We start from the raw sequence: 23,313 nt of genomic DNA, 5'->3' as shown, positions 1-23,313 counted from the left end.
GTTGCCTATCTCACTGTGCTTATTTTACGCGCAATGTCATGCGCTTGATATTGCGCATATGCGACTGCCTAATATGAAAATCAAGGTGTGAAATGTAATTTACACAGGATTTTTCAGAATTTTCCCCAGCAAAAATATCTCAGAAGACTTGTCCCTGCTCGCTTTTGGTTTCTTCTGTACAACAATTTTAAATTCCAGTTTTAATTTTGCTAAAATATCATTGAAGCCCATGCCATTAAAACATTTGACCAATAAGCAGCCCGATGGCTTCATGTGTGCCTTGGAAAAATCTATTGCCAAGTCGATCAGGTATTCGACGCGCGCCGCATCTGTCACAGCGATACCGGATAAATTTGGAGCCATATCAGATAACACAAGATCTACCTTGCGCCCAGCCAACACATTTTCCAGCGCAAGCAAGGGACCGTCCTCACGAAAATCCCCCAGAATAAAGTGCACATCAGCAATTGGCTCCATGGGCAGCAGGTCCAGACCGATAATCGTGCCATGAATGCCACCTCCATCCTGGCCGGAGAGTTTATTGCGCACATACTGCGACCAACTGCCTGGAGTAGAGCCTAGATCAACAATAACCTGGCCGCGCTTGACCAGTTTTTCATCCTCATCAATCTCTTTGAGCTTATATGCAGCCCGGGCTCTATAACCCTCTTTCTGCGCCAGCTTTACATAGGGATCGTTGATATGATCGTGCAGCCAGTTTTTGTTTAATTTGTTTTTAGCCATTCGCGTAGAATAGTGCCTTTAGAATATATTAGTTGGTTACCGAAATCATGTTGAAACTTACCCCCGTAGAACGTAGCGCACTCCGCTCAGAAGCGCATGCGCTCAATCCTATCGTGTTGATCGGTGAAGCCGGCTTGACGCCTGCCGTGCTCAAAGAAATTGATGCGGGGCTGGATGTGCACGGATTAATCAAAGTACGTGTTTTCGGGGATGATCGTGAAGCCCGGATTACCATGTACGACACCATCTGCGAAAATCTCAAGGCTGCTCCAGTGCAGCATATTGGCAAACTTCTGGTGGTTTACCGTCCACAAAAAGAAGCATCAAAAGGACGCGTCGAGAAAAAAGGCAGGGGCATGCGCGAGGTGACCATTGTCAAACCTAGCGCCAGCGGAACAAAGCGCCCCTCAGTGAGCAAGGTGATGCTCAAAGGCAATGAGCGCGTAACCGAAGGTGGCACCATCAAACGCGCCAAACCCCGTCAAACCAGTGCCAAAAAAAGCGCACTCGGAAGCAAATAGCATCTAGTACCGAAAACACTGAAAAACGGGAGTATAAATTTTTTCGCTTTATTAATATGCGGAGAACGGTGCATTTTCTAATATACGCCTGTTAATCATTGCAAAAGTCAATTACTGGCAATCGATCCGGAACACAGGGCGGGCGTGGCCACTTAGCCCGTAAAGCCCTGATACCACATCCGAGCATGCGCTTTAGATATAACGCACTTCCAGAATTTCGTATTCGCGGATACCTGCTGGAGCCATAACTTCAACCACATCGCCGGCGGATTTGCCAATCAGTGCGCGAGCAATTGGGGACGTCACCGATACTTTCAATTCCTTGATGTCGGCCTCGTCTTCACCGACGATTTGATAGGTCACTTTCTGCTCCGACTCCAGATCTTCGAGGTAGACAGTAGAAGCAAACACCACGCGTCCCTCGGCCTCCAGCAACAATGGATCGATAATCTGGGCTGCGCCCAGTTTACCTTCCAGATTCTGAATACGCCCCTCTATAAAACTCTGCTTTTCTTTGGCCGCATCGTACTCGGCATTTTCAGATAAATCGCCCTGCGCGCGCGCTTCGGCGATTGCGCTAATAACTTCATGGCGATCTTTTGTTTTCAGACGATGCAACTCTTGCTTGAGAAGTTCGGCGCCGTGCTTGGTAATAGGTACTGAGCTCATAATTTCCAACTATATAAATGCTACAGAGGCCACAAAAGGTACCGAGCAAGCTCGACACCGTTTATGACCTCTGCAGGTTAGGGTTTAACTATTTAAGTATCGTCTTAGTGTAGAGTTTTATGCAGTCCTTGTAAATCATAGACATGCAACTTATCCAGATGCGCCATACCCTGCACCGCCGCTTCCGCGCCAAAAATAGTGGTAAACGTGGTCACACGCGCTGCCAGTGCAGAGGTGCGGATGGCGCGTGAATCGATGATCGCACTACGCTTTTCTTCGACCGTGTTGATGACCATGGCAATTTCGTTATTCTTGATCATGTCCACCACGTGCGGGCGACCTTCGCTCTTTTTGTTGACCATCGTGACCTGCACCCCAGCGGCGCTGATGGCTGCTGCCGTACCTTTAGTGGCAACAATCGCAAATCCGAGCCGAGCCAGATCTTTGGCGACTTGCACTGCGATTGGTTTGTCGCTGGCTTTGACGCTAATAAATACCTTGCCGGACTTGGGCAACTTCACGCCAGCACCGAGTTGCGATTTGACAAAGGCCTCACCGAAGGTCTTGCCGACTCCCATGACTTCACCGGTCGATTTCATCTCCGGGCCGAGGATCGTATCGACGCCCGGGAATTTCACGAACGGGAAAACCGCTTCCTTGACACTGTAATAAGACGGAACTACTTCGTTCAGAATGCCCTGACTATCCAGGGACTGTCCAACCATGCAGCGCGCCGCAATCTTGGCCAGTTGCAGACCCGTGGCCTTGGAAACGAAAGGCACCGTGCGCGAGGCGCGCGGATTGACTTCCAGCACATAAACGATATCCTTGCCGTCCTTTTGCTGAATGGCAAACTGCACATTCATCAGACCCACCACATTCAAGCCTTGTGCCATCTGTGCAGTTTGAAGCTTCATTACATCAATGGTTTCCTGCGACAGTGAATAAGGCGGCAGCGAGCACGCAGAATCGCCGGAATGTACGCCAGCCTGCTCAATATGTTCCATCACACCGCCGATAAAGGTGCGCGTGCCATCCCTGATGCAATCGACATCGCACTCGATCGCGTCGTTGAGGAAACGATCCAGCAATACCGGCGAATCATGCGACACCTTGACCGCTTCGCGCATATAGCGTTCCAGATCACGTTGCTCGTGCACGATTTCCATCGCACGACCGCCCAGCACATACGATGGGCGCACCACCAGCGGATAACCAATTTCCATTGCCTTTTCCAGCGCTTCCTGCTCAGTGCGCGCAGTCCGGTTAGGCGGCTGCAGCAAGTTTAATTCCTGCAATAATTGCTGGAACCGCTCGCGATCCTCGGCTGCATCGATCATGTCTGGCGAAGTGCCGATGATGGACACACCGTTGGCTTCCAGTTCGAGTGCCAGTTTCAGCGGCGTCTGACCGCCGTACTGGACGATGACGCCGTACGGTTTTTCGATGGCAACGATTTCAAGAACGTCTTCCAGCGTCAGCGATTCGAAATACAGCCGGTCCGAGGTGTCGTAATCGGTCGAGACCGTTTCGGGGTTGCAGTTGACCATAATGGTTTCATAGCCATCCGCACGCATCGCCAGTGCTGCATGAACGCAGCAGTAATCGAATTCGATGCCCTGACCGATACGGTTTGGACCACCGCCCAGTACCATGATTTTTTTCCGGTCAGTCGGCTGCGCTTCGCATTCTTCATCATAAGTCGAGTACATGTACGCGGTTTTGGTCGAAAATTCCGCTGCGCAGGTATCGACCCGCTTGTAGACCGGGCGAATATTTAACGCATGGCGCCTCTGACGTACAACAGTTTCAGTTGTCTTAAGCAACTTTGCCAGACGACGGTCGGCAAAGCCTTTTTGTTTCAACTTGTACAACAGCGGTTTATCGAGCGCATCCAGGGTCTGGGTTTCCAGCCACAATTCGATATCGACAATTTCCTTGATCTGCACCAGAAACCACATGTCGATATGCGTTAGCTGATGCACTTCTTCGAGTGTAAAACCCTGGGCAAATGCGTCGCCGACATACCAGATACGTTCCGGGCCGGGCTCGCCGAGTTCTTCTTCGATGATTTCGCGGTCTTTGGTCATTTCATTCAGGCCATCGACGCCCACTTCCAGACCGCGCAACGCTTTCTGGAAAGATTCCTGGAAAGTGCGCCCGATCGCCATCACTTCGCCCACCGATTTCATTTGCGTAGTCAGATGGGAATCCGCCTGCGGGAATTTCTCGAAGGCAAAACGTGGAATTTTGGTGACAACATAGTCTATCGATGGTTCGAACGAAGCCGGGGTTGCACCACCGGTGATTTCGTTACGCAACTCGTCCAGCGTGAAGCCGACCGCCAACTTGGCAGCGATTTTCGCGATGGGGAAGCCGGTCGCTTTCGATGCCAGCGCAGAAGAACGCGATACACGCGGATTCATCTCGATGACAATCATGCGGCCGTCTGCCGGATTGATTGAAAACTGCACGTTCGAGCCACCGGTATCGACACCGATCTCGCGCAAAACCGCCAGCGAGGCGTTGCGCATGATCTGGTATTCCTTGTCAGTGAGCGTTTGCGCCGGCGCGACCGTGATCGAATCGCCTGTATGCACGCCCATCGGGTCGAGATTTTCGATTGAGCAAACGATGATGCAGTTGTCCGCCTTGTCACGCACCACTTCCATCTCATACTCTTTCCAGCCGATCAGTGATTCTTCGATCAGCAATTCGGAAGTCGGGGACGCTTCCAGACCGCGCTTGCAGATAGTTTCAAACTCTTCTGCGTTATACGCAATTCCGCCGCCGCTGCCGCCCATGGTGAATGAGGGGCGAATGATAGTCGGGAAACCGAGTTCCTTTTGTACTGTCCAGGACTCCTCCATCGTATGCGCCACGCCGGAACGTGCAGAGTCGAGGCCAATCCTGGTCATCGCTTGCTTGAACTTGGAGCGGTCCTCGGCCTTGTCGATTGCTTCCGGCGAGGCGCCGATCAATTCACAGTTGTACTTGGCCAGCACACCATTATTGTGTAAATCTAGCGCGCAGTTCAGCGCGGTCTGGCCGCCCATGGTCGGCAGAATCGCATCTGGACGTTCCTTGTCGATGATGCGTTCGACCACCTGCCAAGTGATCGGCTCAATATAAGTCACATCGGCCATTTCCGGATCGGTCATGATGGTCGCCGGATTACTGTTGACCAGGATAACTTTGTAGCCCTCTTCACGCAGGGCCTTGCACGCTTGTGCGCCGGAATAATCAAATTCGCAGGCTTGGCCGATAATGATCGGACCGGCACCGATAATCAGGATGCTTTTAATATCATTGCGCTTAGGCATTTTTTTTCTTCTCCGTCACGCTTGTTTCCATCATCGTTACAAAGCGGTCAAACAGGTGGGCGATATCGTGCGGACCGGCCGACGCTTCAGGATGTCCCTGAAAGCAGAAAGCAGGCTTGTCGGTGCGAACAAAGCCCTGCAATGAGCCATCAAAAAGAGATACGTGGGTCACTCGGCAGTTGGCCGGCAAAGTTGCCGCATCCACTGCAAAACCATGGTTTTGCGAAGTAATCAGCACTTTCCTGGTGTCCAAATCCTGTACCGGATGGTTGGTGCCGTGGTGTCCAAATTTCATTTTCAGCGTCTTTGCGCCGGAAGCCAGTGCCATGATTTGATGTCCGAGACAGATGCCGAAGGTCGGAATACCGTTCTCTATCAATTCTGCGACGGCGGCGATGGCGTAATCACAAGGCTCCGGGTCTCCCGGGCCGTTGGACAGGAAAATGCCATCCGGATTCAGGGCCAATGCTTCTGCAGCGCTGGCTTGCGCGGGCAGCACAGTAATCTTGCAACCGCGTTGTGCCAACATGCGCAGGATATTGCGTTTGATGCCGTAGTCGAAAGCGACAACATGATACTTTGGCGCAATTAGTCGGTCATAGCCCTTACCCAGCCGCCATTCGGTCTCGAACCACGAATAAGGTTTGATAGTAGACACCACCTTGGCCAAATCCATGCCGCCAAGTCCTGGAAAAGTGCGTGCCAGCGCCAATGCTTTATCGACATCATTGCCCACCAGGATGGCACCGCCTTGTGCACCCTTTTCGCGCAGAATTCGGGTCAGTTTGCGGGTATCGATACCAGAAATGGCGACGATGTTTTCGGCTTTTAAATAATCCGATAAAGTTTGCGTGGCCCGAAAGCTGGATGTGACAATTGGCAAATCCTTGATGATCAGTCCAGCCGCATGTATTTTGCCGGACTCCACATCTTCGGGGTTGACGCCGGTGTTGCCGATATGGGGATAAGTAAGTGTGACGATCTGATGACTATAGCTAGGATCGGTAAGAATTTCCTGGTAACCGGTCATCGAAGTGTTGAATACCACCTCACCGGTTGTATGGCCTTCAGCGCCAATTGAGAAACCTTGAAAAATCGACCCATCTGCTAGCGCGAGTATGGCCGGAACGGTGTGGCCAGAAAAAAATGGCAGCAAGGGCAACTCCTGATATTGTTACCGCCGCTGCGCCGCGCCACAACAACCGCAAACGCCCGGGCTAATGCGCCAGAGTCTGTGACAAGTCGTTTTGACGGGATGAAATCGGTATGCGCTACGGCGGGTGTAAGTTTAGTTAAACCCGGCAATTATAACGCAAAATGCCCTCTCCCGTAAATCCGGAAGCTTACGCAGAAGCCCCACAGACGTCCGGGAAAGATTTTATGTCCTTACAACGCTAATGCAGCGATACCTGCCTTGGCAATTTGCGCATCCTCGGCAGATTTCACTCCGGAAACACCGACCGCTCCCAGGCATTGCCCATTGATCATGATGGGGACCCCACCTTCAAGCATGCCATCGATATATGGTGCCGACATGAAAGAAACGCGACCGTTGTTGATCATTTCCTCATAAATCCGGGATTCACGACAACCCATTGCAGCGGTTTTTGCCTTGGCGGGCGCAATATGGGCGGATATCGGTGCCACCCCATCCAGTCGTTGCAACCAGAGTAAATGTCCACCGTCATCCACAATTGAAATCACGACTGCCCAGTTGTTTTTATTGGCTTCCGCTTCTGCTGCTGCGGCAATTTTCTTAACATCGGCAAGGGTCAATATTTGTTTGGATTGCATCACGCCTCCTGATATGAATATTGCAGGATTGTACGACAGGCGTCAGATACCCACTATCAAAACTGTTTTTACTTTCAGCAAGCCAGTTTAAGTAAGGGAAATGCTCCTGGCAGATATCCTGAAACCGGTCATCAAACAAAAATTTATTTCGGTCCACACTTTGACAGGCTGGCGACATTCATTTACATTGTAGCTTCATAGAAGAAAGTTGCAACAATGACAACAAAACTCACGTTTAGCCAGAGCAGAAAAATTATGCGTTCGTGTATGTTTGTTAGCGTACTGCTTTGTTACGGTCAGACTTGGGCCACTGAACCGCTGCCGCCAAAAACCAACATTGCGCTCGAAAAACTGCAGAATTTGGGTCATCGTGCGGCTGAATTTTCCAATCGCGCCTCGGAATTGGCCATGCAAGCGATGGGGATGATCGGAATCCACTACAAATACGGCGGCAGCACACCTGAAAGCGGGCTCGATTGCAGCGGTTTAGTGCGTTACGTATTTAAAGAAGCTTGGGGCGCCAATCTACCCCGCACTTCGGCTGAAATTAGCCAAGTTGGCGAGACAATTGAGCCGCAAAACCTGCAACCAGGCGATTTAGTGTTCTACAACACGCTTAAGCGTAGCTTTTCGCACGTCGGAATTTATTTGGGCAATAACAAGTTCATCCACTCCCCATCGGCCGGAGGTCGGGTGCGGATTGAAAGCATGGATATTGGATACTGGAAACAGCGTTTCAACGGCGCCCGCCGCATCAATGAACCAGTGCAATAAATAAGCGCTTTATTGCTGCTGCATTACCTTTAATTTCCTCTTGATTTCACTCATCGCGGCAACGGTTGCTTTTTCACCGGCCATGATGGCCACATTACGGCCATTGAAGTCATTACCCCTCATGCCACCCAAACCAGGCTGGATGACGATATCAGCCTCTCTCAACTCATATTTATTGATGCGCTGCCCCATGATAGTGAAAGTTTGTAGCAGAACATCAAGCGAACCCGACGCCGTCAGTACATCGGCTTGCGATGAGATATTTACCGCAATCACAAAATCGGCCCCCATATCGCGCGCGAACTTCGCAGGAACTGGCGATACCAGTCCTCCATCGACATAAGTATGGCTACCGATTTTGACCGGTTGAAAAATGCTGGGCACAGCCGATGAAGCTCTGACTGCCAGGCCGGTATTACCCCGTTGAAACAAAATGGGCTGACCGGTGTTCAAATCGGTCGCCACTGCGCCGAACGACTTTTTCAGCTTTTCGATCGGCACGTCACGAATCGTCTTGTTGATGTAATTCTGCAAACCTTCGCCCTTGATGATTCCGCTGAATTTTGAAAACAGCGGCACCGACCAGTCCGAAATAGCGGCTTCGTCCATCTCCATCGCCATTTTCTGCAAAGCGAAGCCGTTGTTGCCCGCCGCATACAAGGCGCCGACCAGGCTGCCGGCGCTGGTTCCAACCACGATATCGGGCACGATACCTTGCGCCTCCAAGGCCTTGATCACGCCGATATGGGCAAAACCACGGGCAGCACCACCACCTAAAGCCAGTCCAATCTTGATATTACGCACTGGTTTAATGGCTACAGGTTCGGCAACCGGGGCTGGAGCAATCAGGCTGCAACCGCTTATCAGAAATAGTACCGCGCTCAGGCAGGGAAACAAACAACGTAGAGATGGCATCGAGTTATGACTTGGGCTTGTTTTGTAACGTGCGGATTGTAGCTTATGACGCGGGTTTATATTGCGTTGCAAAATTTTTTAATTGAGAATGATTTGCATTTAAAATTGTTTCAGTTATACTTTAAAAGTTGCAAATCATTCTCATTTAAGGATTCCGCATGCATAAATTTACCCTCAACATCCTGTCCGCTGCTATTGCATTGTCTGTCGTTGCTGGCGTCCATGCAGAAGACAAGGAGTTAAACATTTATTCGGCCCGCCACTACCAGACCGATGATGCGTTATATGGCGACTTTACCAAAAAAACCGGGATCAAAATTAACCGCATCGAAGCCGACGATAATGCGCTGCTAGAACGCTTGAAGACTGAAGGCAAGAACAGTCCGGCCGATGTCATCCTGATGGTGGATGCCGCGCGTCTGTGGCGCGCGCAAATTGAGGGTTTGTTCCAACCGGTCAAATCGAAGGTGCTAGCAGCGCGCATCCCGGCCCACCTACAAGGCAATGACGCTGGCCAAGGACCGCAGTGGTATGGCTTTTCGACCCGCGCCCGCGTCATCGTCTACAACAAAGCGGCTGTCAGACCGGAAGATGTAGCAACTTATGAAGCGCTGGCTGAACCGAAAAACAAGGGTAAAGTCTGCACCCGCTCCGGCTCGCATCCTTACATGCTGTCCCTGATCGGCTCTCTGGTTGAGCGCGATGGCGAGAAGGCCACGGAAGATTGGGCGCGCGGCATGGTCAGCAATTTTGCCCGCCCTCCGCGCGGCGGCGATACCGATCAGATCAATGGCGTAGCCTCCGGCGAATGCGGGGTAGCGCTAGCCAATACCTATTACTACGTGCGCATGATGCGCTCGACCAAACCGGAAGATCGCCAGGCAATGAGCAAGATCGGCTTTGTCTGGCCCAATCAAAAAACCTCTGGCGCACACGTGAATGTCGCCGGCGGCGGAGTTGCCACGAATGCTCCGCACCCGAAAGCAGCAGTCAAGTTTTTAGAATATCTGGCCAGCGATTCCGCCCAGCATAATTTCTCTGATGGCAACAACGAATGGCCAGCGGTGCCCACTGTCACAACGCACAATGCCGCACTGGAGTCGCTCGGCAAATTCAAGGCCGAGAAACTTTCCATCGCCACCATCGGCAAGAACCAGATTGTGGCGCAAAAAATCCTTGATCGCGCCGGCTACAAATAAATCGCGAATCTCCACACGACAGGGTAGTTATTGGGAGTATCAGTAATAACTACCCTGTTAGCGCATTACTTAATTGGTAAAATTAAAATACATTATCCAGTACTTCAGAGGCAAGACAGCACCGGAAAAGGGATCGGAGCAGACTCTAGCGTCGCACCAAAGAACCGCCCAAGCCCTGTAGCGGCCCCAAAGGAGTGCGCTCTTCCTGCAATTGCCGGATATTCGGCTTGCCGCTCCACAGTTTGTATATCACGCGCGCATTCCTGACCACGACGATTGCATCGAACTGCCATCCGGTTATATCCACACGGCGCTGGAAATTCAGAAAATCCAGCCAAAAATTGCCAAAACGTTTGCGTTCAAGATGCGTCTGTTCTATCTCATAGGCGACGCAAGTCTTGCTTTCCATCAGGCAGCTTTGCAATTCAGGGTCCAGCAAACGGATATCGATGGAAGAGCCGGCGGTAATCTTGCGCAGCAAGTCGGCGTGACTCAAGATGGCGACGTTTGGCGTTTTTTCCGGATCGACGCCTAACGCTTTCAGTTCCGCTGTCGAAGTTGTATAGGGAATGATGCTGTCAAACATGGCTTGTGCATCAGAATAACTGTGCCATGGAGTGCGCATATCTTCACGGGAATGCGGCAACAGACTGGCGCACCCGGATAGCATTAAAAAAACGCCGGCGGTACAGCATTTTTTCAGATCGCAACGCCGCATCAGTCTCATATGGTGTCCGTTTGACCGTTTGATAAACCTGGACGACGACGATACCAAGCCATTCAGGAAGTATCCCGGAGCAATTCAAAGACGCAAAGACTCGGAGATATAGGGTCTTATTTTGCCCGCAAAATTCCACCATGAAACAAATAACAGGCGATCCTATGGCATAGATCAAACGAAACAAATGGAATCATTTTGCCATCGGCAGCGCTGCCGGCTCACACAAAGACCCGCGGGCAAACTGTACGGTGAAGGTGCTGCCGGCGGAGGGCGCCGATTCGATCGACAGAGTCGCGCCATGCCGCAACAGCACATGCTTGACGATAGCCAGACCCAAGCCTGTGCCTTGAGTCTCCCGGGAGCGGCTTTTGTCGACCCGATAGAAGCGCTCGGTCAGACGCGCGATATTTTCCGGCAAAATTCCGATACCGGTGTCCTGCACTGAAAATTGTGGTCCACTTGCACCCATGTGCCAGCCGATCCGGATGCTTCCTCCGTCGTCGGTATAGCGCACGGCATTTGACACCAGGTTGCCAAAAGCGCTTCTGAGTTCTTCCGTATTGCCCTTGATGTCGGGGCCATCGATTTCCAGCGTTACCGTATGCCGTCCGGATGACAGGGCATTAGCCTCGCGCAGGATGCTTTCCAGTAACACCTGTACCTTGACATGTTGCGAGCGTATCGGGTAATCGACCGACTCCAGGCGAGACAGCGTTAGCATGTCTTCCACTAGGTTCTGCATGCGTCTGCCCTGCTCTGACATCAGCTTCAGGTGCGCGGTCCGGGTTTGCGGCTCCAGCTTGCCCTGGCCGAGCGCAATTTCAAGAAAACCGTTAATGACAGTCAACGGCGTACGTAATTCATGCGAAGCATTGGCGATGAAGTCGCGCCGCATCATGTCAATCCGATCGGAATCGGTCGCATCATGCGTGACCAGAATCTGGCGGCGACTTTCGAAAGGGATAATCTGGACGATTAGCTTGCGCTCTTTAAACGACAGCGTCAGCGGCCGCTCATAGCGGCCCAGGATGATGTAATCCATGAAGTCCGGGCTGCGCACCAGGTTGGTCACCCGCATCCCCTTGTCCCGATCCAGGGTCAGACCGAGATGCTTTTCTGCCGCCGGGTTGCACCATTCCAGAAACAGCACATCATCCATGATGACCACCCCGTCAGGCAGCAAGTGCATGGCCTGTCGAAAGCGCGCCAGCCACTCGGTCAACTCAACCTGATTCTTTTCATCCATACGGCGAGTTCGATACAGACGGGAGAAAACATCGGTCCAGGCGCCCCAGCCATCGGGCAATTTCGCGCTGATGGGCTCATCCAGCCAGGAATTTAACTGGTAAAGATAGGATAGTTGCAGGCCCAACTGACTGATGACCGCGATCAGGGCGGCAATCAAACCCGGTACCGGGCCGAAAAAATATCCTAAGACTGTGGCCCCAAGCAAGAGGATTATCAGCCGCAAGGCGGCCGGAACCCAGAACAACAACGCTGCTCTCATAATGTCTGGATACTCATTTCTCGGTCAGCATATAACCTACGCTACGCACGGTCTTGATCAAATGCTCTGCACCTTTCAGAACCTTGCGCAGCCGCAGCACATGCACATCGACGGTACGCTCTTCAATGACGGCATGGTCACCCCACACCTTGTCAAGCAATTGACTCCTGGAAAAAACCCGCTCCGGGTGCGCCATGAAAAACTTCAGCAGCTTGTATTCAGCATGCCCGATCTCGATTTTTTGCCCAAGGATGCTGACGCTACAACTCAACGGGTCGAGCATCACATTATCAATCGCCATCATGCTCTGCGCATGCTCAGGGCTTTTGCGCCGCAGCATGGCATTGATGCGCGCAGTCAGTTCGCGCGGAGAAAATGGTTTCGTGATGTAATCATCGGCCCCGTGATCGAGTCCGGCGATCTTGTCTTCTTCCATGGTTTTGGCCGTCAGCATGATGATCGGCAAGCCATTCCACTGGCGCTCGGCGCGCACCCGGGAAAGCAGCCGCAAGCCGCTCTGGTCGGGCAGCATCCAGTCCAGCAGGATCATTTGCGGCGTGTTTTTCTGCAGAAATTCCCAGGCATCCGCAACACTGCGCACCACTACCGGGTTCCAGCCAGCGGAGCGCAAAGTGAAAACCAGTAGTTCCGCAATTGCAGGTTCGTCTTCCACCACCAGAATTGATATTTTATCGACCGCCATAATGCTTACCCTGCGCTATCCTTATTGGCTGCAGCGTAATCGGTATGCCGGATATCCTTGCCTTCAACGATGTAAATGACATATTCGGCAATATTTTTAGCGTGATCGCCGATTCGCTCTATCGCCTTGGCAACCCACAGGGTATCGAGCGCAATCGAAATCGTACGCGGATCTTCCATCATGAAGGTAACCAGATTGCGCATGATGGAACGGAACTCGTAATCGACGCCATCATCCTGCGCAATGATCTGAATCGCCTGTTTCTCATCCAGCCGTGCGAGTGCATCAAGCGCATCATGCAACATGGCGCTGGTGCTGGCGGCGATTACGCGCACAGTCTCAAAGTGATTCAGAATCGCCGCACCGCGTTCCTTGATGCTCTTGGCGGCCCGGGCAATTTTGCTGGATTCGTCGCCGATTCGCTCCAGATCGGTAATGATATTGACCGTCGACATGACGATGCGCAGATCATTGGCAGTCGGCTGACGCCGCACGATCAAACGACTACAGGCATCATCCAGGGCAACTTCAAGCTGGTTGACCGCAGCATCGCCCTTGATGACCTGTTCAGCCTGCGCTATATCGCCGCTGCGAAAACATGCCATCGCATCGTGGAACTGGCTCTCGACCAAACCGCCCATTGCCAACACCTGGGACTGCATCATTTCCAGCTCCAGATCATATTGTTTGGAAGAATGCACACTTGGCATCATTTTCTCCTTGTAGTTTTAAGAGATGCTGGACTTAGCCAAAACGGCCGGTAATGTAATCTTGTGTTTCCGTCTTCGCCGGATTCATGAAGATCTGATCCGTTTCGCCGAATTCAACCAACTCGCCCAGGTACATGTATGCAGTGTAGTCAGAGATGCGGGCCGCCTGCTGCATGTTGTGAGTGACGATGGCAATCGTGTAATCCTGCTTCAGTTCATTAATCAGTTCTTCAATCTTGGCGGTAGAAATCGGGTCCAGCGCCGAGGTCGGCTCATCCAGCAGCAGCACCTCCGGCTTGACCGCCACTCCGCGCGCAATGCACAGCCGCTGTTGCTGGCCGCCCGACAGGCTCAGACCGTTTTTGTTCAGCTGGTCCTTGACCTCATCCCAGATTGCGCCTTTTTTCAGGGCCCATTCGACCCGTTCATCCAGCGCACCTTTGGACAGGTTTTCATACAGGCGCACCCCGAAGGCAATGTTGTCATAGACCGACATCGGGAATGGCGTCGGCTTCTGGAACACCATGCCGACTTTGGCGCGCAGCATGTTGACATCCTGTCCCTGATCCAGAATATTGCTGCCGTGATACATGATCTTGCCTTCAGCGCGCTGCCCTGGATACAGGTCGTACATGCGGTTCAGCGTACGCAGCAAAGTCGATTTGCCGCAGCCGGAAGGACCGATAAAGGCAGTCACTTTTTTTTCGTGAATATTCAGATTGATATTTTTCAAGCCTTGAAAAGCGCCATAAAAAAAGTTCAGGTCAGAAATTCCGATAGTCGTTTTTGGGTTCATGCTCACAGACGTTTGATTATGCATATCGATCACGGTGGAAAGTTAATGCTGGATTTTCTGATTAAACAAGGTGCGCGACAGGATATTCAAGCCCAGAACACTAAATGTCACCAGTAGCGCGCCACCCCAGGCCAACGAGCGCCAGTTATCGTACGGGCTCATGGCAAACTGGTAAATCACGACCGGCAAATTGGCCATCGGAGCGTTCATGTTCGCGCTGTAGAACTGGTTGTTCAGCGCAGTAAACAGCAACGGTGCAGTTTCGCCGGAGATCCGTGCAATTGACAGTAATACACCGGTCACAACCCCCGCTTTTACCGCGCGCAGGCGCACCGATGTCGCCACCTTCCAGCGCGGTGCACCAAGAGCAAATGCTGCTTCGCGCAGGCTGGTGGGCACCAGATTAAGCATGTTGTCGGTGGTGCGCACAACCACCGGAACCGCAATCAGAGACATCGCAAAACTACCAGCCCAACCGGAGAAATGATGCACATTGGCGACATAAATTGCATAAATGAACAGGCCGATCACAATCGATGGCGCCGATAACATGATGTCAGTGACGAAGCGCGTGACTTGGGCGAACCAGCTGACTTCCCCATATTCGGCCAGATAAATGCCCGCCAGGATGCCGACCGGAGTACTGACGAACACGGCGGCGCCGACCATCAACAGGCTGCCGATAATCGCATTCATCAAACCACCGCCTTCGCTGCCCGGAGCGGGAGTAGTCCGCGTGAACATGGCCAGATCAATTCCACCCACGCCTTTAATAACCAGGGTCAACAAGATCCACATCAGGAAAAACAGGCCGATCGCCATCGCGAAAAACGACAGCGCTATGCCGACTCTGTGAATCCACAAGCGCCGGCGATACACCGGATTCATCTCGGGATTTTTCATTTCACCCCCTCTTTTCGGGACATGCCCATCAACATTAATTTAGCGGCCGACAACACGATGAAGGTGATTACAAACAAAATCAGGCCCAGAGCGTATAGCGATGACACATGCAAAACCGAATCGGCTTCTGCGAATTCATTTGCCAGGGTGGAAGCGATGCTGTTGCCCGCAGCAAACAGGGACCACGATAATTTGTGCGCATTGCCGATCACGAAGGTAATCGCCATCGTCTCGCCAAGCGCCCTGCCGAGGCCCAGCATCACGGCGCCGACCACGCCGATCCTGGTGTAGGGCAAAACAACATTGCGCACTACTTCCCATTTGGTGCAGCCGAGCGCATAGGCGGATTCTTTCAATACCTGCGGCACAGTTTCAAATACATCGCGCATGACCGAGGCAATAAATGGAATGATCATGATCGCCAGAATCAAACCCGCGGCCAGCATGCCGATCCCCATCATCGGGCCTTTAAACAACTCGCCGATAACGGGTAATTGCCCCAGTGTATTGGCCAGCGCCGGCTGAATATAATCGGCAAATATAGGTGCAAATACGAACATACCCCACATGCCGTAAATGATGCTGGGCACCCCGGCCAACAACTCGACTGCCGTACCCAATGGACGCTTCAGCCACGCGGGGCAGATTTCAGTCAGGAACAGGGCAATGCCGAAGCTGACCGGAAACGCGATCAACAGTGCGATCAATGAAGTAATAAGGGTGCCGGAGATGGCGATCAGAGCGCCGTATTTATCATTTACCGGGTCCCACTCGATGCTGGTTACGAAGGGTAGCCCGAATTCTTTCAAAGCCGGCCAGGCGCCAATCATCAACGAGATGATAATGCCCATTAAAACGAGCAAGACACTCAGGGCAAACAAGAGTGTCAATTTATGGAAGAAAAAGTCCTGAAGCCGCTGCTTGCGCATCGTGGCCTTCAGCGCCTTGCTGAATATGTGACCATCACTGGCTTCACCATTCTGTTGCGAAACTCGATCCGAAAAGGCGTTCATGTTTGCGCTCATGGTGTGCAATATTTAAAGGAGACTGAAATCATATGACATCCCGAAGTGGAGGGATAGAATGGCCGCCGGATGCTTTACAGCTGGCGGCCGGCAGCCATTCAAATATTGCTATCTTACCAAACTGCCTTGCCGGAACCGTCCTTCAATTGTGTCTTCCAAGCTTCACTGACCAGTTTGACAACTGGAGCAGGCATCGGAACATAGTCAAGTTCAGTAGCCATCGCGCCGCCATTTTTGTATGACCAGTCAAAAAATTTCAACACTTCTTTCGCACGACTCGCGTCTGCTTGCGCCTTGTGCATGATGATGAATGACGCGCTAGTGATAGGCCAACTTGCTTTACCAGGCTGATTAGTCAGCAGAACCGACATACCTGGTGTCTTCACCCAGTCAGCGCCCGCTGCTGCGGCCTTGAAACTGGTGTCGTCAGGTTGCACGAATTGACCATCACGATTCTTTACCTGGGTATGCGAAATCTTATTCTTTTTCGCGTACGCGTATTCTACGTAGCCGATCGTGCCCTTGATACGTTGTACGTTGGCTGCAACGCCTTCATTACCTTTGCCACCGACACCGGCAGGCCATTTAACCGCAGTTCCGGCACCAACCACCGCTTTAAAGTTGGCATTGGTCTTGGATAGGAAATCAGTCCATACAAATGTTGTACCGGAACCATCCGAACGATGCACTACAGTAATATCTTGATCCGGAAGTTTCACGCCTGCGTTGATCGCAACGATTTCAGGTGCGTTCCATTTGACAATCTTGCCGAGATAAATCTGCGCCAGAACATCGGCAGTCATTTTCAACTGACCGGGAGCGACGCCTGGCAAGTTGACGATAGGCACAACGCCGCCCATGATGGCAGGAAACTGCATCAATCCTTCTGCTTCCATGTCTTTAAAATCGAGGGGCATGTCGGAAGCGCCGAAGTCGACAGTTTTTGCCTTGATCTGCTTGATGCCGCCACCGGAACCAATCGATTGGTAGTTCATGCCGGTGCCGGTTGCCGCTTTATAAGCCTCGGCCCATTTTGCATAAATCGGATATGGGAATGTTGCACCGGCGCCCGTGATATCGGCTGCCACTACGGTAGAGAACGTCATTGCCGAGACTGCTGTAACTGCTGTAAGCGCTACTGATTTAATGAGTTTGTTCAGATTCATGACAGCTCCGTTGTGTAAAAAATGTGACAGGCCGAACTCTACCGAACATTTATGACATCTTTATGACGCGAAAGTATTTATTTGATATATTTCCAAGCGGCATTAACATTCAAGTCAATCCGTCATTAACTTGTCATATTAGCTCTCTACACTGCCAGAATCTCATCCTATCCATTTATCCAATTTTTTTACCATTGCTTCCTGTAACGATGAATAAAAAAAATATGAAGCCTAGTCTTGCCGTCATTGCCCCTTATGCCAATAGCAGCATCTATCTTGACCGCGAACTGTCTTTGCTCGCCTTCAACCGGCGCGTGCTGGCCCAGGCCGAAGACAACAGCGTGCCGCTACTGGAGCGCCTGCGCTATCTGTGTATCGTCAGCAGCAACATGGATGAATTCTTTGAAGTCCGGGTGGCTAGTATCCTGGCGCAAAACAGCATTGATGGCGTCCTCACTGAACATCCTAGCCTGCTGGCTTCACTGGATCGCATCAGTGCCGAATGCCACCAACTGGTGCAACATCAATATACGATTCTCAACGATGCGGTGTTGCCGGAACTGTCCAGAAACGGCATCCGCCTGCTGCGCCATAACGAGCGCAATGATGCGCAACGGGCCTGGATAAAGGCGTATTTCGAGCGCGAAGTACGGCCATTGCTGACACCCATCGGGCTTGACCCGGCACATCCATTCCCGCAAGTTGTCAACAAGAGCCTGAATTTCATCATTTCCCTGTCCGGCAAGGATGCGTTTGGCCGCGGCACCGCGGTTGCCATCGTGAAAGCGCCGCGAGTATTGCCGCGCGTGATCGAATTGCCGCAAGCGCTGTCCGGCGGCGGCATCACCTTCTGTCTGTTGTCCTCCATTATTCATGCCCATATCGAGGATCTGTTTACCGGCCGCGAAGTGCTGGCTTACTCGCAATTTCGCGTTACGCGCGACAGTGATCTGTGGGTTGACGAGGAAGAAGTCAAAAACCTGCGCCAAGCGCTGAAGGGCGAGTTGCAAAGCCGCCAGTTCGGGGCCGCGGTCCGGCTCGAAGTGGCGAAAAACTGTCCTGAATATCTGTCGCAGTTTTTGCTCAACCAGTTTTCGCTGCATCACAGCCGTTTGTATGCAGTGGATGGGCCGGTCAACATGGTGCGCCTGTCGGAATTGATTGATCACGCCCAGGCGCCGAACCTGCGCTTCCCGCCTTTTTTTCCGGGACAGTCGCCGCTGCCGTCCAACGGCGACATTTTCACCCTGCTCAAGAAGCAGGATGTGCTGCTGCACCATCCGTTCCAGACCTTTCAGACCGTGATCGACTTCATCCGGTGCGCGGTGCAGGACCCCGATGTGCTGGCCATCAAGCAAACCATCTATCGCACCGGCATGGATTCCGATCTGATGCAGGCTCTGATTACTGCGGCCCGACTGGGCAAGGAAGTTACCGTCATCGTCGAACTGATGGCGCGCTTCGATGAAGAAGCCAATATCAACTGGGCCGATCAGCTGGAACAAGCCGGTGCACAGGTGGTATATGGCGTGGTGGGGCTGAAAACACATGCCAAACTGGCGCTCGTGATCCGCCGCGAAAAAGGCGTACTGCGCACTTACACCCATCTCGGCACCGGCAATTACCATTCGAAGACCACCCGGCTGTATACCGATTTCGGCCTGTTGACCGCGCACCCTGAAATTGGCATCGAAGTCAACGAAGTATTCATGCACCTGACCAGCCTGACGGTACCGAAACGCATGAAACATCTATGGCTGGCGCCGTTTTCACTGCAAAAAAACATCATCGGCGCGATTCGCAATGAAGCCAGAATTGCCCGCGAAGGCCGGCCGGCGCGCATCATCGCCAAGATGAATGGGCTGGTCGATGAACCGGTAATCCGCGCGCTGTATGCGGCCTCCACCGACGGCGTCAAAATCGACCTGATCGTGCGCGGCGCCTGCGCGCTGAAACCCGGCGTGCCCGGCCTGTCGGACAACATCAAGGTGCGCTCGATCATCGGCCGCTTCCTGGAACACAGCCGGATTTATTATTTCCGCAATGATCTGGAGCACAACGTCTATCTGGCCAGTGCCGACTGGATGAATCGCAACCTGCTGCGCCGGATCGAGGTCGCATTCCCGATCTATGACAAGGCACTCAAGAAACGCGTGATATCCGAAGGCTTGCGTCCCTACCTGAAAGATAATGTAAATGCTTGGGAACTGAGTTCCAGCGGCGCCTACCACCGCAAGAAACCGCGCCCCAAGCAAGCGCATTTTAGCGCCCAGCAATTCCTGATGCAGACGCTGGGATCGCACACTGCAATTGACGAGGGTTAATGATGGAACTGATCCTGTGGCGCCACGCAGAAGCTGAACCGGGCGAACCCGATGCAGACCGTGCTCTGAGCGGAAAAGGCCGCAAACAGGCAGCGAAAATGGCCGAGTGGCTCGACAGCACCCTGCCCAGCGGCTGCAAAATTCTGGTCAGCCCAACCGCTCGCACCCGGCAGACCGCCGAAGTGCTGGGACGCCCATTCAAACTCAGCGCCGAACTCGCGCCCGGCACCACTGCGAAAAAAATACTGGCTGCAGCAAATTGGCCGCAAGGCCGCGAACCGGTCCTGATCATCGGCCACCAGCCCAGCCTGGGCCAGTTGGCAGCCCTGCTCATAACCGGCACCGAACAAGACTGGCCGATCCGCAAAGGCAGCGTCTGGTGGATTGCGCAAAGAATCCGGGACGACCTCACCCAGACTTATGTGCGCGCTGTAATGGCACCGGAACTGGTGCTGAAATAATCATGAACGTTGCCTGACATTATTATATACAGTAGTGTGTATTTTTAAAGTGCCAGTATATATATGCGGCAATGGCGTAAATATTTAATATACTCCTGCATTTATTAACATCAATGCAATCTTTTAGCGCACCATGAACGTGTTGGTATCGTAGGGGCGGGTTCCAAACCCGCCCTCGCACTTTGGCGGCGAAAGGACGGGTTTGAAACCCGCCCCTACGTCCTGCCGCCTGACAAGAGGGAAAGATGTCACAACGCCCCAGTCTCCTTCAGATAATGGCGCGCATAACGGCCATCGAGCCGATCCAGCGGCAACAGCAGGAACAGGTCGGCGCAGTGAAAATCCGGGTCCCAGGCCGGTTCGCCGCAGACCCATGCGCCGCTGCGCAGATAGCCTTTCAATAGCGGTGGAATAATCGGCGCGTGACCAGCCTCGCGCTCTTCGGTCGGAAACGCCAGGTGTGGCGTTACCCGGTATTCGGGCGGCGCCAGATTGCGTTCGGTGAGCGCGTGATACAGCGCGGCGGCGTTATGACCGCCATCGGCCAGGCTAATGCTGGCGCAGCCAATCAGGTAATCGCAACGTTCACGGCGCATGTACGCCGCCAGCCCCGCCCACAACAACATGATGACGCCGCCGCTGCGGTAATCGGAATGAATGCAGGCGCGCCCGGCTTCGGCCATACGGCCGCGCAAATGCGCCAGCCGGCTGAGGTCGAACTCTTGCTCGGAATAGAAACGCCCAATCCGGCGTGCCGCATCGGCACTCAGCACGCGGTAAGTGCCGACCACCTTGAGAGTTTTACCATCGCGCACGATCAGGTGGTCGCAGAACGCATCGAATTCATCCTGATCCAGACCTTCCGGATTGACTAAAGTCGTCAGCCCCATGGCCTTGATGAAAATCTTGTAGCGCAAACGCTGCACTTCGCGCACCTCTGCCGGGCTGGTGGCAAGACTTAATGTCAGCTTGGAAAAATGCGGGTTCGCATCGGCAGGAATTGTCAGTAATCGCATGTTCGCCCTTGTATTGGAGACAGGCAGAGCGTAACTGCGGAATATTTCCGTGCCATGACGATTGCATGTCGATTGCATGACACGACTACATGACACGACTGCATCCATCACTCAAAAGTGGCAGCAGAGGCGTTATGAAGAGGTTAGCCGCCTTTTTCCAGGCAATTTCCGGCCTGCGGAGTGCATCACGCGAGAATTAAGGAGTTTTCACTGTAGCAACATGGATTAGAATACCGACGTAGTGTAAAGTTTCCTTTATGCAATCATCCGGCAACCTTAAAATGTTGCAAGCACAAGCCAGTTACGCCTCAGTCCAATTTACTTGTTTGATCCAGTCATGATGGCTCACCTCCGCATTATTGAAGACAATCTGCCGTATGCCAATATCGCCATCCTCGACCTTGAATTGCCGGACGATTACGGCTTCGACATCATTTCCCGCATGTGCCAGCGGTTGCGCGGCCGCGATAAATCGGCGCAATCGGCGGTGCCGGAATGGCGGCTCCGTGGCAGCGAATCGAAATGGCTTCGGCGTTTTTTATATCCGCAGCCAGTTCGCTGCTGCCCAAAACGCGTCGCCCGCGTCAGTAGCAAAAAAATGTCTTCTTGTATAGCAAACCGCCGTATACAATTCAAAAATATTGCACTGCAGCATGTTGCTCCCAGCAATATTAAGGGCATCTCTACAAATAGGCTTATTCCTGTTTTTTCAGAAAGCCAAACCATTGGTTGCGCAAGAAAGTCAAAACCGGCCTCGGCGAGGAACTGCCGTTGCACAGCCTGCGGCGAAGGATACAGCCTGTCGGTGGCATTTAATCTGGCTTGATATCCACACGAATGAACCGCAATGAACCGCCACCACTTGCATTCTGGAGAACCTGAGTGAACAACATTAATCGGCCTAACCCACACCTGTTATATCCGGTCGCCCTGGGGCTGGCCGGGGCAATTGCCGTCATAGTCGCCGGCGGCTGGAACTGGACCGCTGCCATCCTGGCTAGCGTCCTGGGCATGGCCGGAATAGGGCTCGGTTTGCAGATGGCGGCAAGGCAGGCCGCCTTGTTGCGGTCGCTAGACGCCTATCTCGCCAGCCAGCAGCAGTTCGGCGAAAAAGTAGTCCCGGTCTGGAGCGGACACATTGAATCGTCCCGTGAACAGATGGAAACCGCAATAGCGGCGCTGTCAGAGCGCTTTTCCGGGATTGTCGACAAGCTCGACGAGGCAGTCCATGCCTCCGGCCTGGCCACCGAAACCATTGAAGGCAGCGGCAATGGGTTGGTCGCCGTATTTGCCAAGAGCGAACGGAAGCTCGGTGCAGTGGTCGCTTCGCAAAAAACGGCGATGACCAGCATGGCGAGCATGCTCGAAAAAGTGCAAGGACTGGACCGCTTCATCGAGGAATTGCAAGAAATGGCTGCGGATGTCGCCAAAATCGCGGCGCAGACCAACCTGCTGGCGCTCAATGCCGCGATCGAAGCGGCGCGTGCCGGCGAAATGGGGCGCGGCTTCGCAGTGGTGGCCAAGGAGTTCCGGATGCTGTCAACCCAATCCGGCGAAACCGGCATGCGCATCGCCGAAAAGGTCGGCGTAATCAGCGCCGCAATCATCGCCACCTGCAGTGCTGTTCGCGAATCTGTGAAACAGGAAGATGGCGCGATGCATACGGCGGAGGCCACTATCGGAGCGGTGCTGGCGGACTTCAGAAACATTACCGACGCGTTGCTGCACTCAAGCACGCTGCTCAAGAATGAAAGTATCGGCATCAAGTCAGAAGTCGGTGAAGCGTTGGTGCAACTGCAGTTTCAGGATCGGGTCAGCCAGATCATGAACCATGTCAAAGGCAACATCGAACGGCTTCCCGAATTTTTGCAGCAGCACCGGCAGCAGTATGCACAAACAGGTGCATTGCAGTTGCTCGAACCGCAGGCATTGCTGGCCGAGCTGAAAGAAACCTACGTAATGGCCGACCAGCATGTGATTCACAGTGGCGGCAAGGCAGTGCAAAAAAATGATACCGAAATCACATTTTTCTAGAGGATGCC

Annotated in this window: 22 protein-coding genes; 7 read left to right on the top strand and 15 right to left on the bottom strand. The window is 52.9% G+C overall.

Features of this window, described 5'->3' with window-relative positions; genetic code table 11:
- Nucleotides 1-99: 99 nt before the first annotated feature.
- Nucleotides 100-744, bottom strand: a complete 645-nt coding sequence (locus tag KGFNPO_RS04835; RefSeq protein WP_472633355.1) for an RlmE family RNA methyltransferase — start codon at nt 742-744, stop codon at nt 100-102.
- A 47-nt stretch (nt 745-791) separates the two neighbouring features.
- Here KGFNPO_RS04835 and KGFNPO_RS04830 point away from each other — a divergent pair, with 47 nt between their 5' ends.
- On the top strand, nt 792-1,265 hold the full coding sequence (locus KGFNPO_RS04830; protein WP_472615046.1) for a YhbY family RNA-binding protein: 474 nt from the start codon (nt 792-794) through the stop codon (nt 1,263-1,265).
- Nucleotides 1,266-1,457: 192 nt separating this feature from the next.
- Here KGFNPO_RS04830 and greA read toward each other — a convergent pair whose 3' ends face one another.
- The 4 genes from greA to KGFNPO_RS04810 all read right to left on the bottom strand — a co-directional run bounded on the left by greA (nt 1,458) and on the right by KGFNPO_RS04810 (nt 7,051).
- A complete protein-coding gene (gene greA, locus KGFNPO_RS04825; RefSeq protein WP_472633354.1) occupies nt 1,458-1,934 on the bottom strand; it encodes a transcription elongation factor GreA in 477 nt (158 codons plus the stop codon).
- A gap of 104 nt (nt 1,935-2,038) precedes the next feature.
- A complete protein-coding gene (gene carB / locus KGFNPO_RS04820; RefSeq protein ID WP_472633353.1) occupies nt 2,039-5,257 on the bottom strand; it encodes a carbamoyl-phosphate synthase large subunit in 3,219 nt (1,072 codons plus the stop codon).
- Nucleotides 5,250-6,413, bottom strand: a complete 1,164-nt coding sequence (gene carA, locus KGFNPO_RS04815; protein WP_472633352.1) for a glutamine-hydrolyzing carbamoyl-phosphate synthase small subunit — start codon at nt 6,411-6,413, stop codon at nt 5,250-5,252. The genes carB and carA overlap by 8 nt, the downstream gene beginning before the upstream one ends.
- A gap of 230 nt (nt 6,414-6,643) precedes the next feature.
- The gene (locus KGFNPO_RS04810; protein ID WP_472633351.1) at nt 6,644-7,051 is read right to left on the bottom strand and encodes a GlcG/HbpS family heme-binding protein; all 408 of its coding nucleotides are present in this window, start codon (nt 7,049-7,051) and stop codon (nt 6,644-6,646) included.
- Between the two features lie 267 nt (nt 7,052-7,318).
- Here KGFNPO_RS04810 and KGFNPO_RS04805 point away from each other — a divergent pair, with 267 nt between their 5' ends.
- Nucleotides 7,319-7,825 (top strand): C40 family peptidase, encoded by a 507-nt coding sequence (locus KGFNPO_RS04805; RefSeq protein ID WP_472634390.1) that lies wholly within the window; start codon nt 7,319-7,321, stop codon nt 7,823-7,825.
- 9 nt (nt 7,826-7,834) lie between these two features.
- Here KGFNPO_RS04805 and KGFNPO_RS04800 read toward each other — a convergent pair whose 3' ends face one another.
- Nucleotides 7,835-8,740, bottom strand: a complete 906-nt coding sequence (locus KGFNPO_RS04800) for a patatin-like phospholipase family protein (RefSeq protein WP_472633350.1) — start codon at nt 8,738-8,740, stop codon at nt 7,835-7,837.
- A gap of 158 nt (nt 8,741-8,898) precedes the next feature.
- Here KGFNPO_RS04800 and KGFNPO_RS04795 point away from each other — a divergent pair, with 158 nt between their 5' ends.
- On the top strand, nt 8,899-9,939 hold the full coding sequence (locus KGFNPO_RS04795) for an extracellular solute-binding protein (RefSeq protein WP_472633349.1): 1,041 nt from the start codon (nt 8,899-8,901) through the stop codon (nt 9,937-9,939).
- A 145-nt stretch (nt 9,940-10,084) separates the two neighbouring features.
- On the opposite strand, the gene KGFNPO_RS04790 is transcribed toward KGFNPO_RS04795, so the two are convergent.
- The 8 genes from KGFNPO_RS04790 to pstS form a co-directional block, all read right to left on the bottom strand.
- The gene (locus KGFNPO_RS04790; protein ID WP_472633348.1) at nt 10,085-10,525 is read right to left on the bottom strand and encodes a hypothetical protein; all 441 of its coding nucleotides are present in this window, start codon (nt 10,523-10,525) and stop codon (nt 10,085-10,087) included.
- A gap of 325 nt (nt 10,526-10,850) precedes the next feature.
- Complete coding sequence (gene phoR / locus KGFNPO_RS04785) at nt 10,851-12,167, bottom strand: phosphate regulon sensor histidine kinase PhoR (protein WP_472633347.1); 1,317 nt, start codon at nt 12,165-12,167, stop codon at nt 10,851-10,853.
- A 13-nt stretch (nt 12,168-12,180) separates the two neighbouring features.
- Nucleotides 12,181-12,870, bottom strand: coding sequence for a response regulator (locus KGFNPO_RS04780; RefSeq protein ID WP_472633346.1), 690 nt, complete (start codon nt 12,868-12,870; stop codon nt 12,181-12,183).
- A 5-nt stretch (nt 12,871-12,875) separates the two neighbouring features.
- Nucleotides 12,876-13,580 (bottom strand): phosphate signaling complex protein PhoU, encoded by a 705-nt coding sequence (gene phoU / locus KGFNPO_RS04775; RefSeq protein ID WP_472633345.1) that lies wholly within the window; start codon nt 13,578-13,580, stop codon nt 12,876-12,878.
- Between the two features lie 34 nt (nt 13,581-13,614).
- On the bottom strand, nt 13,615-14,400 hold the full coding sequence (gene pstB, locus KGFNPO_RS04770) for a phosphate ABC transporter ATP-binding protein PstB (protein ID WP_472633344.1): 786 nt from the start codon (nt 14,398-14,400) through the stop codon (nt 13,615-13,617).
- Nucleotides 14,401-14,418: 18 nt separating this feature from the next.
- Nucleotides 14,419-15,279, bottom strand: a complete 861-nt coding sequence (gene pstA / locus KGFNPO_RS04765; RefSeq protein WP_472633343.1) for a phosphate ABC transporter permease PstA — start codon at nt 15,277-15,279, stop codon at nt 14,419-14,421.
- On the bottom strand, nt 15,276-16,208 hold the full coding sequence (gene pstC / locus KGFNPO_RS04760; protein WP_472634389.1) for a phosphate ABC transporter permease subunit PstC: 933 nt from the start codon (nt 16,206-16,208) through the stop codon (nt 15,276-15,278). Before pstC ends, pstA begins: the two co-directional genes overlap by 4 nt.
- A gap of 209 nt (nt 16,209-16,417) precedes the next feature.
- Nucleotides 16,418-17,470 carry a phosphate ABC transporter substrate-binding protein PstS gene (pstS, locus tag KGFNPO_RS04755; protein ID WP_472633342.1) on the bottom strand — a complete coding sequence of 351 codons (1,053 nt, stop codon included), beginning with the start codon at nt 17,468-17,470 and terminating at the stop codon, nt 16,418-16,420.
- Between the two features lie 224 nt (nt 17,471-17,694).
- On the opposite strand from pstS, the gene ppk1 reads away from it, so the two are divergent.
- Complete coding sequence (gene ppk1, locus KGFNPO_RS04750) at nt 17,695-19,794, top strand: polyphosphate kinase 1 (RefSeq protein WP_472634388.1); 2,100 nt, start codon at nt 17,695-17,697, stop codon at nt 19,792-19,794.
- A 2-nt stretch (nt 19,795-19,796) separates the two neighbouring features.
- The gene (locus tag KGFNPO_RS04745) at nt 19,797-20,255 is read left to right on the top strand and encodes a SixA phosphatase family protein (protein ID WP_472633341.1); all 459 of its coding nucleotides are present in this window, start codon (nt 19,797-19,799) and stop codon (nt 20,253-20,255) included.
- A gap of 248 nt (nt 20,256-20,503) precedes the next feature.
- On the opposite strand, the gene KGFNPO_RS04740 is transcribed toward KGFNPO_RS04745, so the two are convergent.
- Nucleotides 20,504-21,271, bottom strand: a complete 768-nt coding sequence (locus KGFNPO_RS04740) for a GNAT family N-acetyltransferase (protein WP_472633340.1) — start codon at nt 21,269-21,271, stop codon at nt 20,504-20,506.
- 322 nt (nt 21,272-21,593) lie between these two features.
- On the opposite strand from KGFNPO_RS04740, the gene KGFNPO_RS04735 reads away from it, so the two are divergent.
- Both KGFNPO_RS04735 and KGFNPO_RS04730 read left to right on the top strand, forming a co-directional pair.
- Nucleotides 21,594-22,097 (top strand): hypothetical protein, encoded by a 504-nt coding sequence (locus KGFNPO_RS04735; protein WP_472633339.1) that lies wholly within the window; start codon nt 21,594-21,596, stop codon nt 22,095-22,097.
- A gap of 56 nt (nt 22,098-22,153) precedes the next feature.
- Nucleotides 22,154-23,305 carry a methyl-accepting chemotaxis protein gene (locus KGFNPO_RS04730; RefSeq protein ID WP_472633338.1) on the top strand — a complete coding sequence of 384 codons (1,152 nt, stop codon included), beginning with the start codon at nt 22,154-22,156 and terminating at the stop codon, nt 23,303-23,305.
- Nucleotides 23,306-23,313 lie beyond the last annotated feature (8 nt).

The sequence above is a fragment of the Gelidimonas diazotrophica genome, from assembly GCF_055694025.1.
Note: the sequence above shows the minus strand (reverse complement) of the source record. Positions and strands in the feature narration are given on the sequence as shown.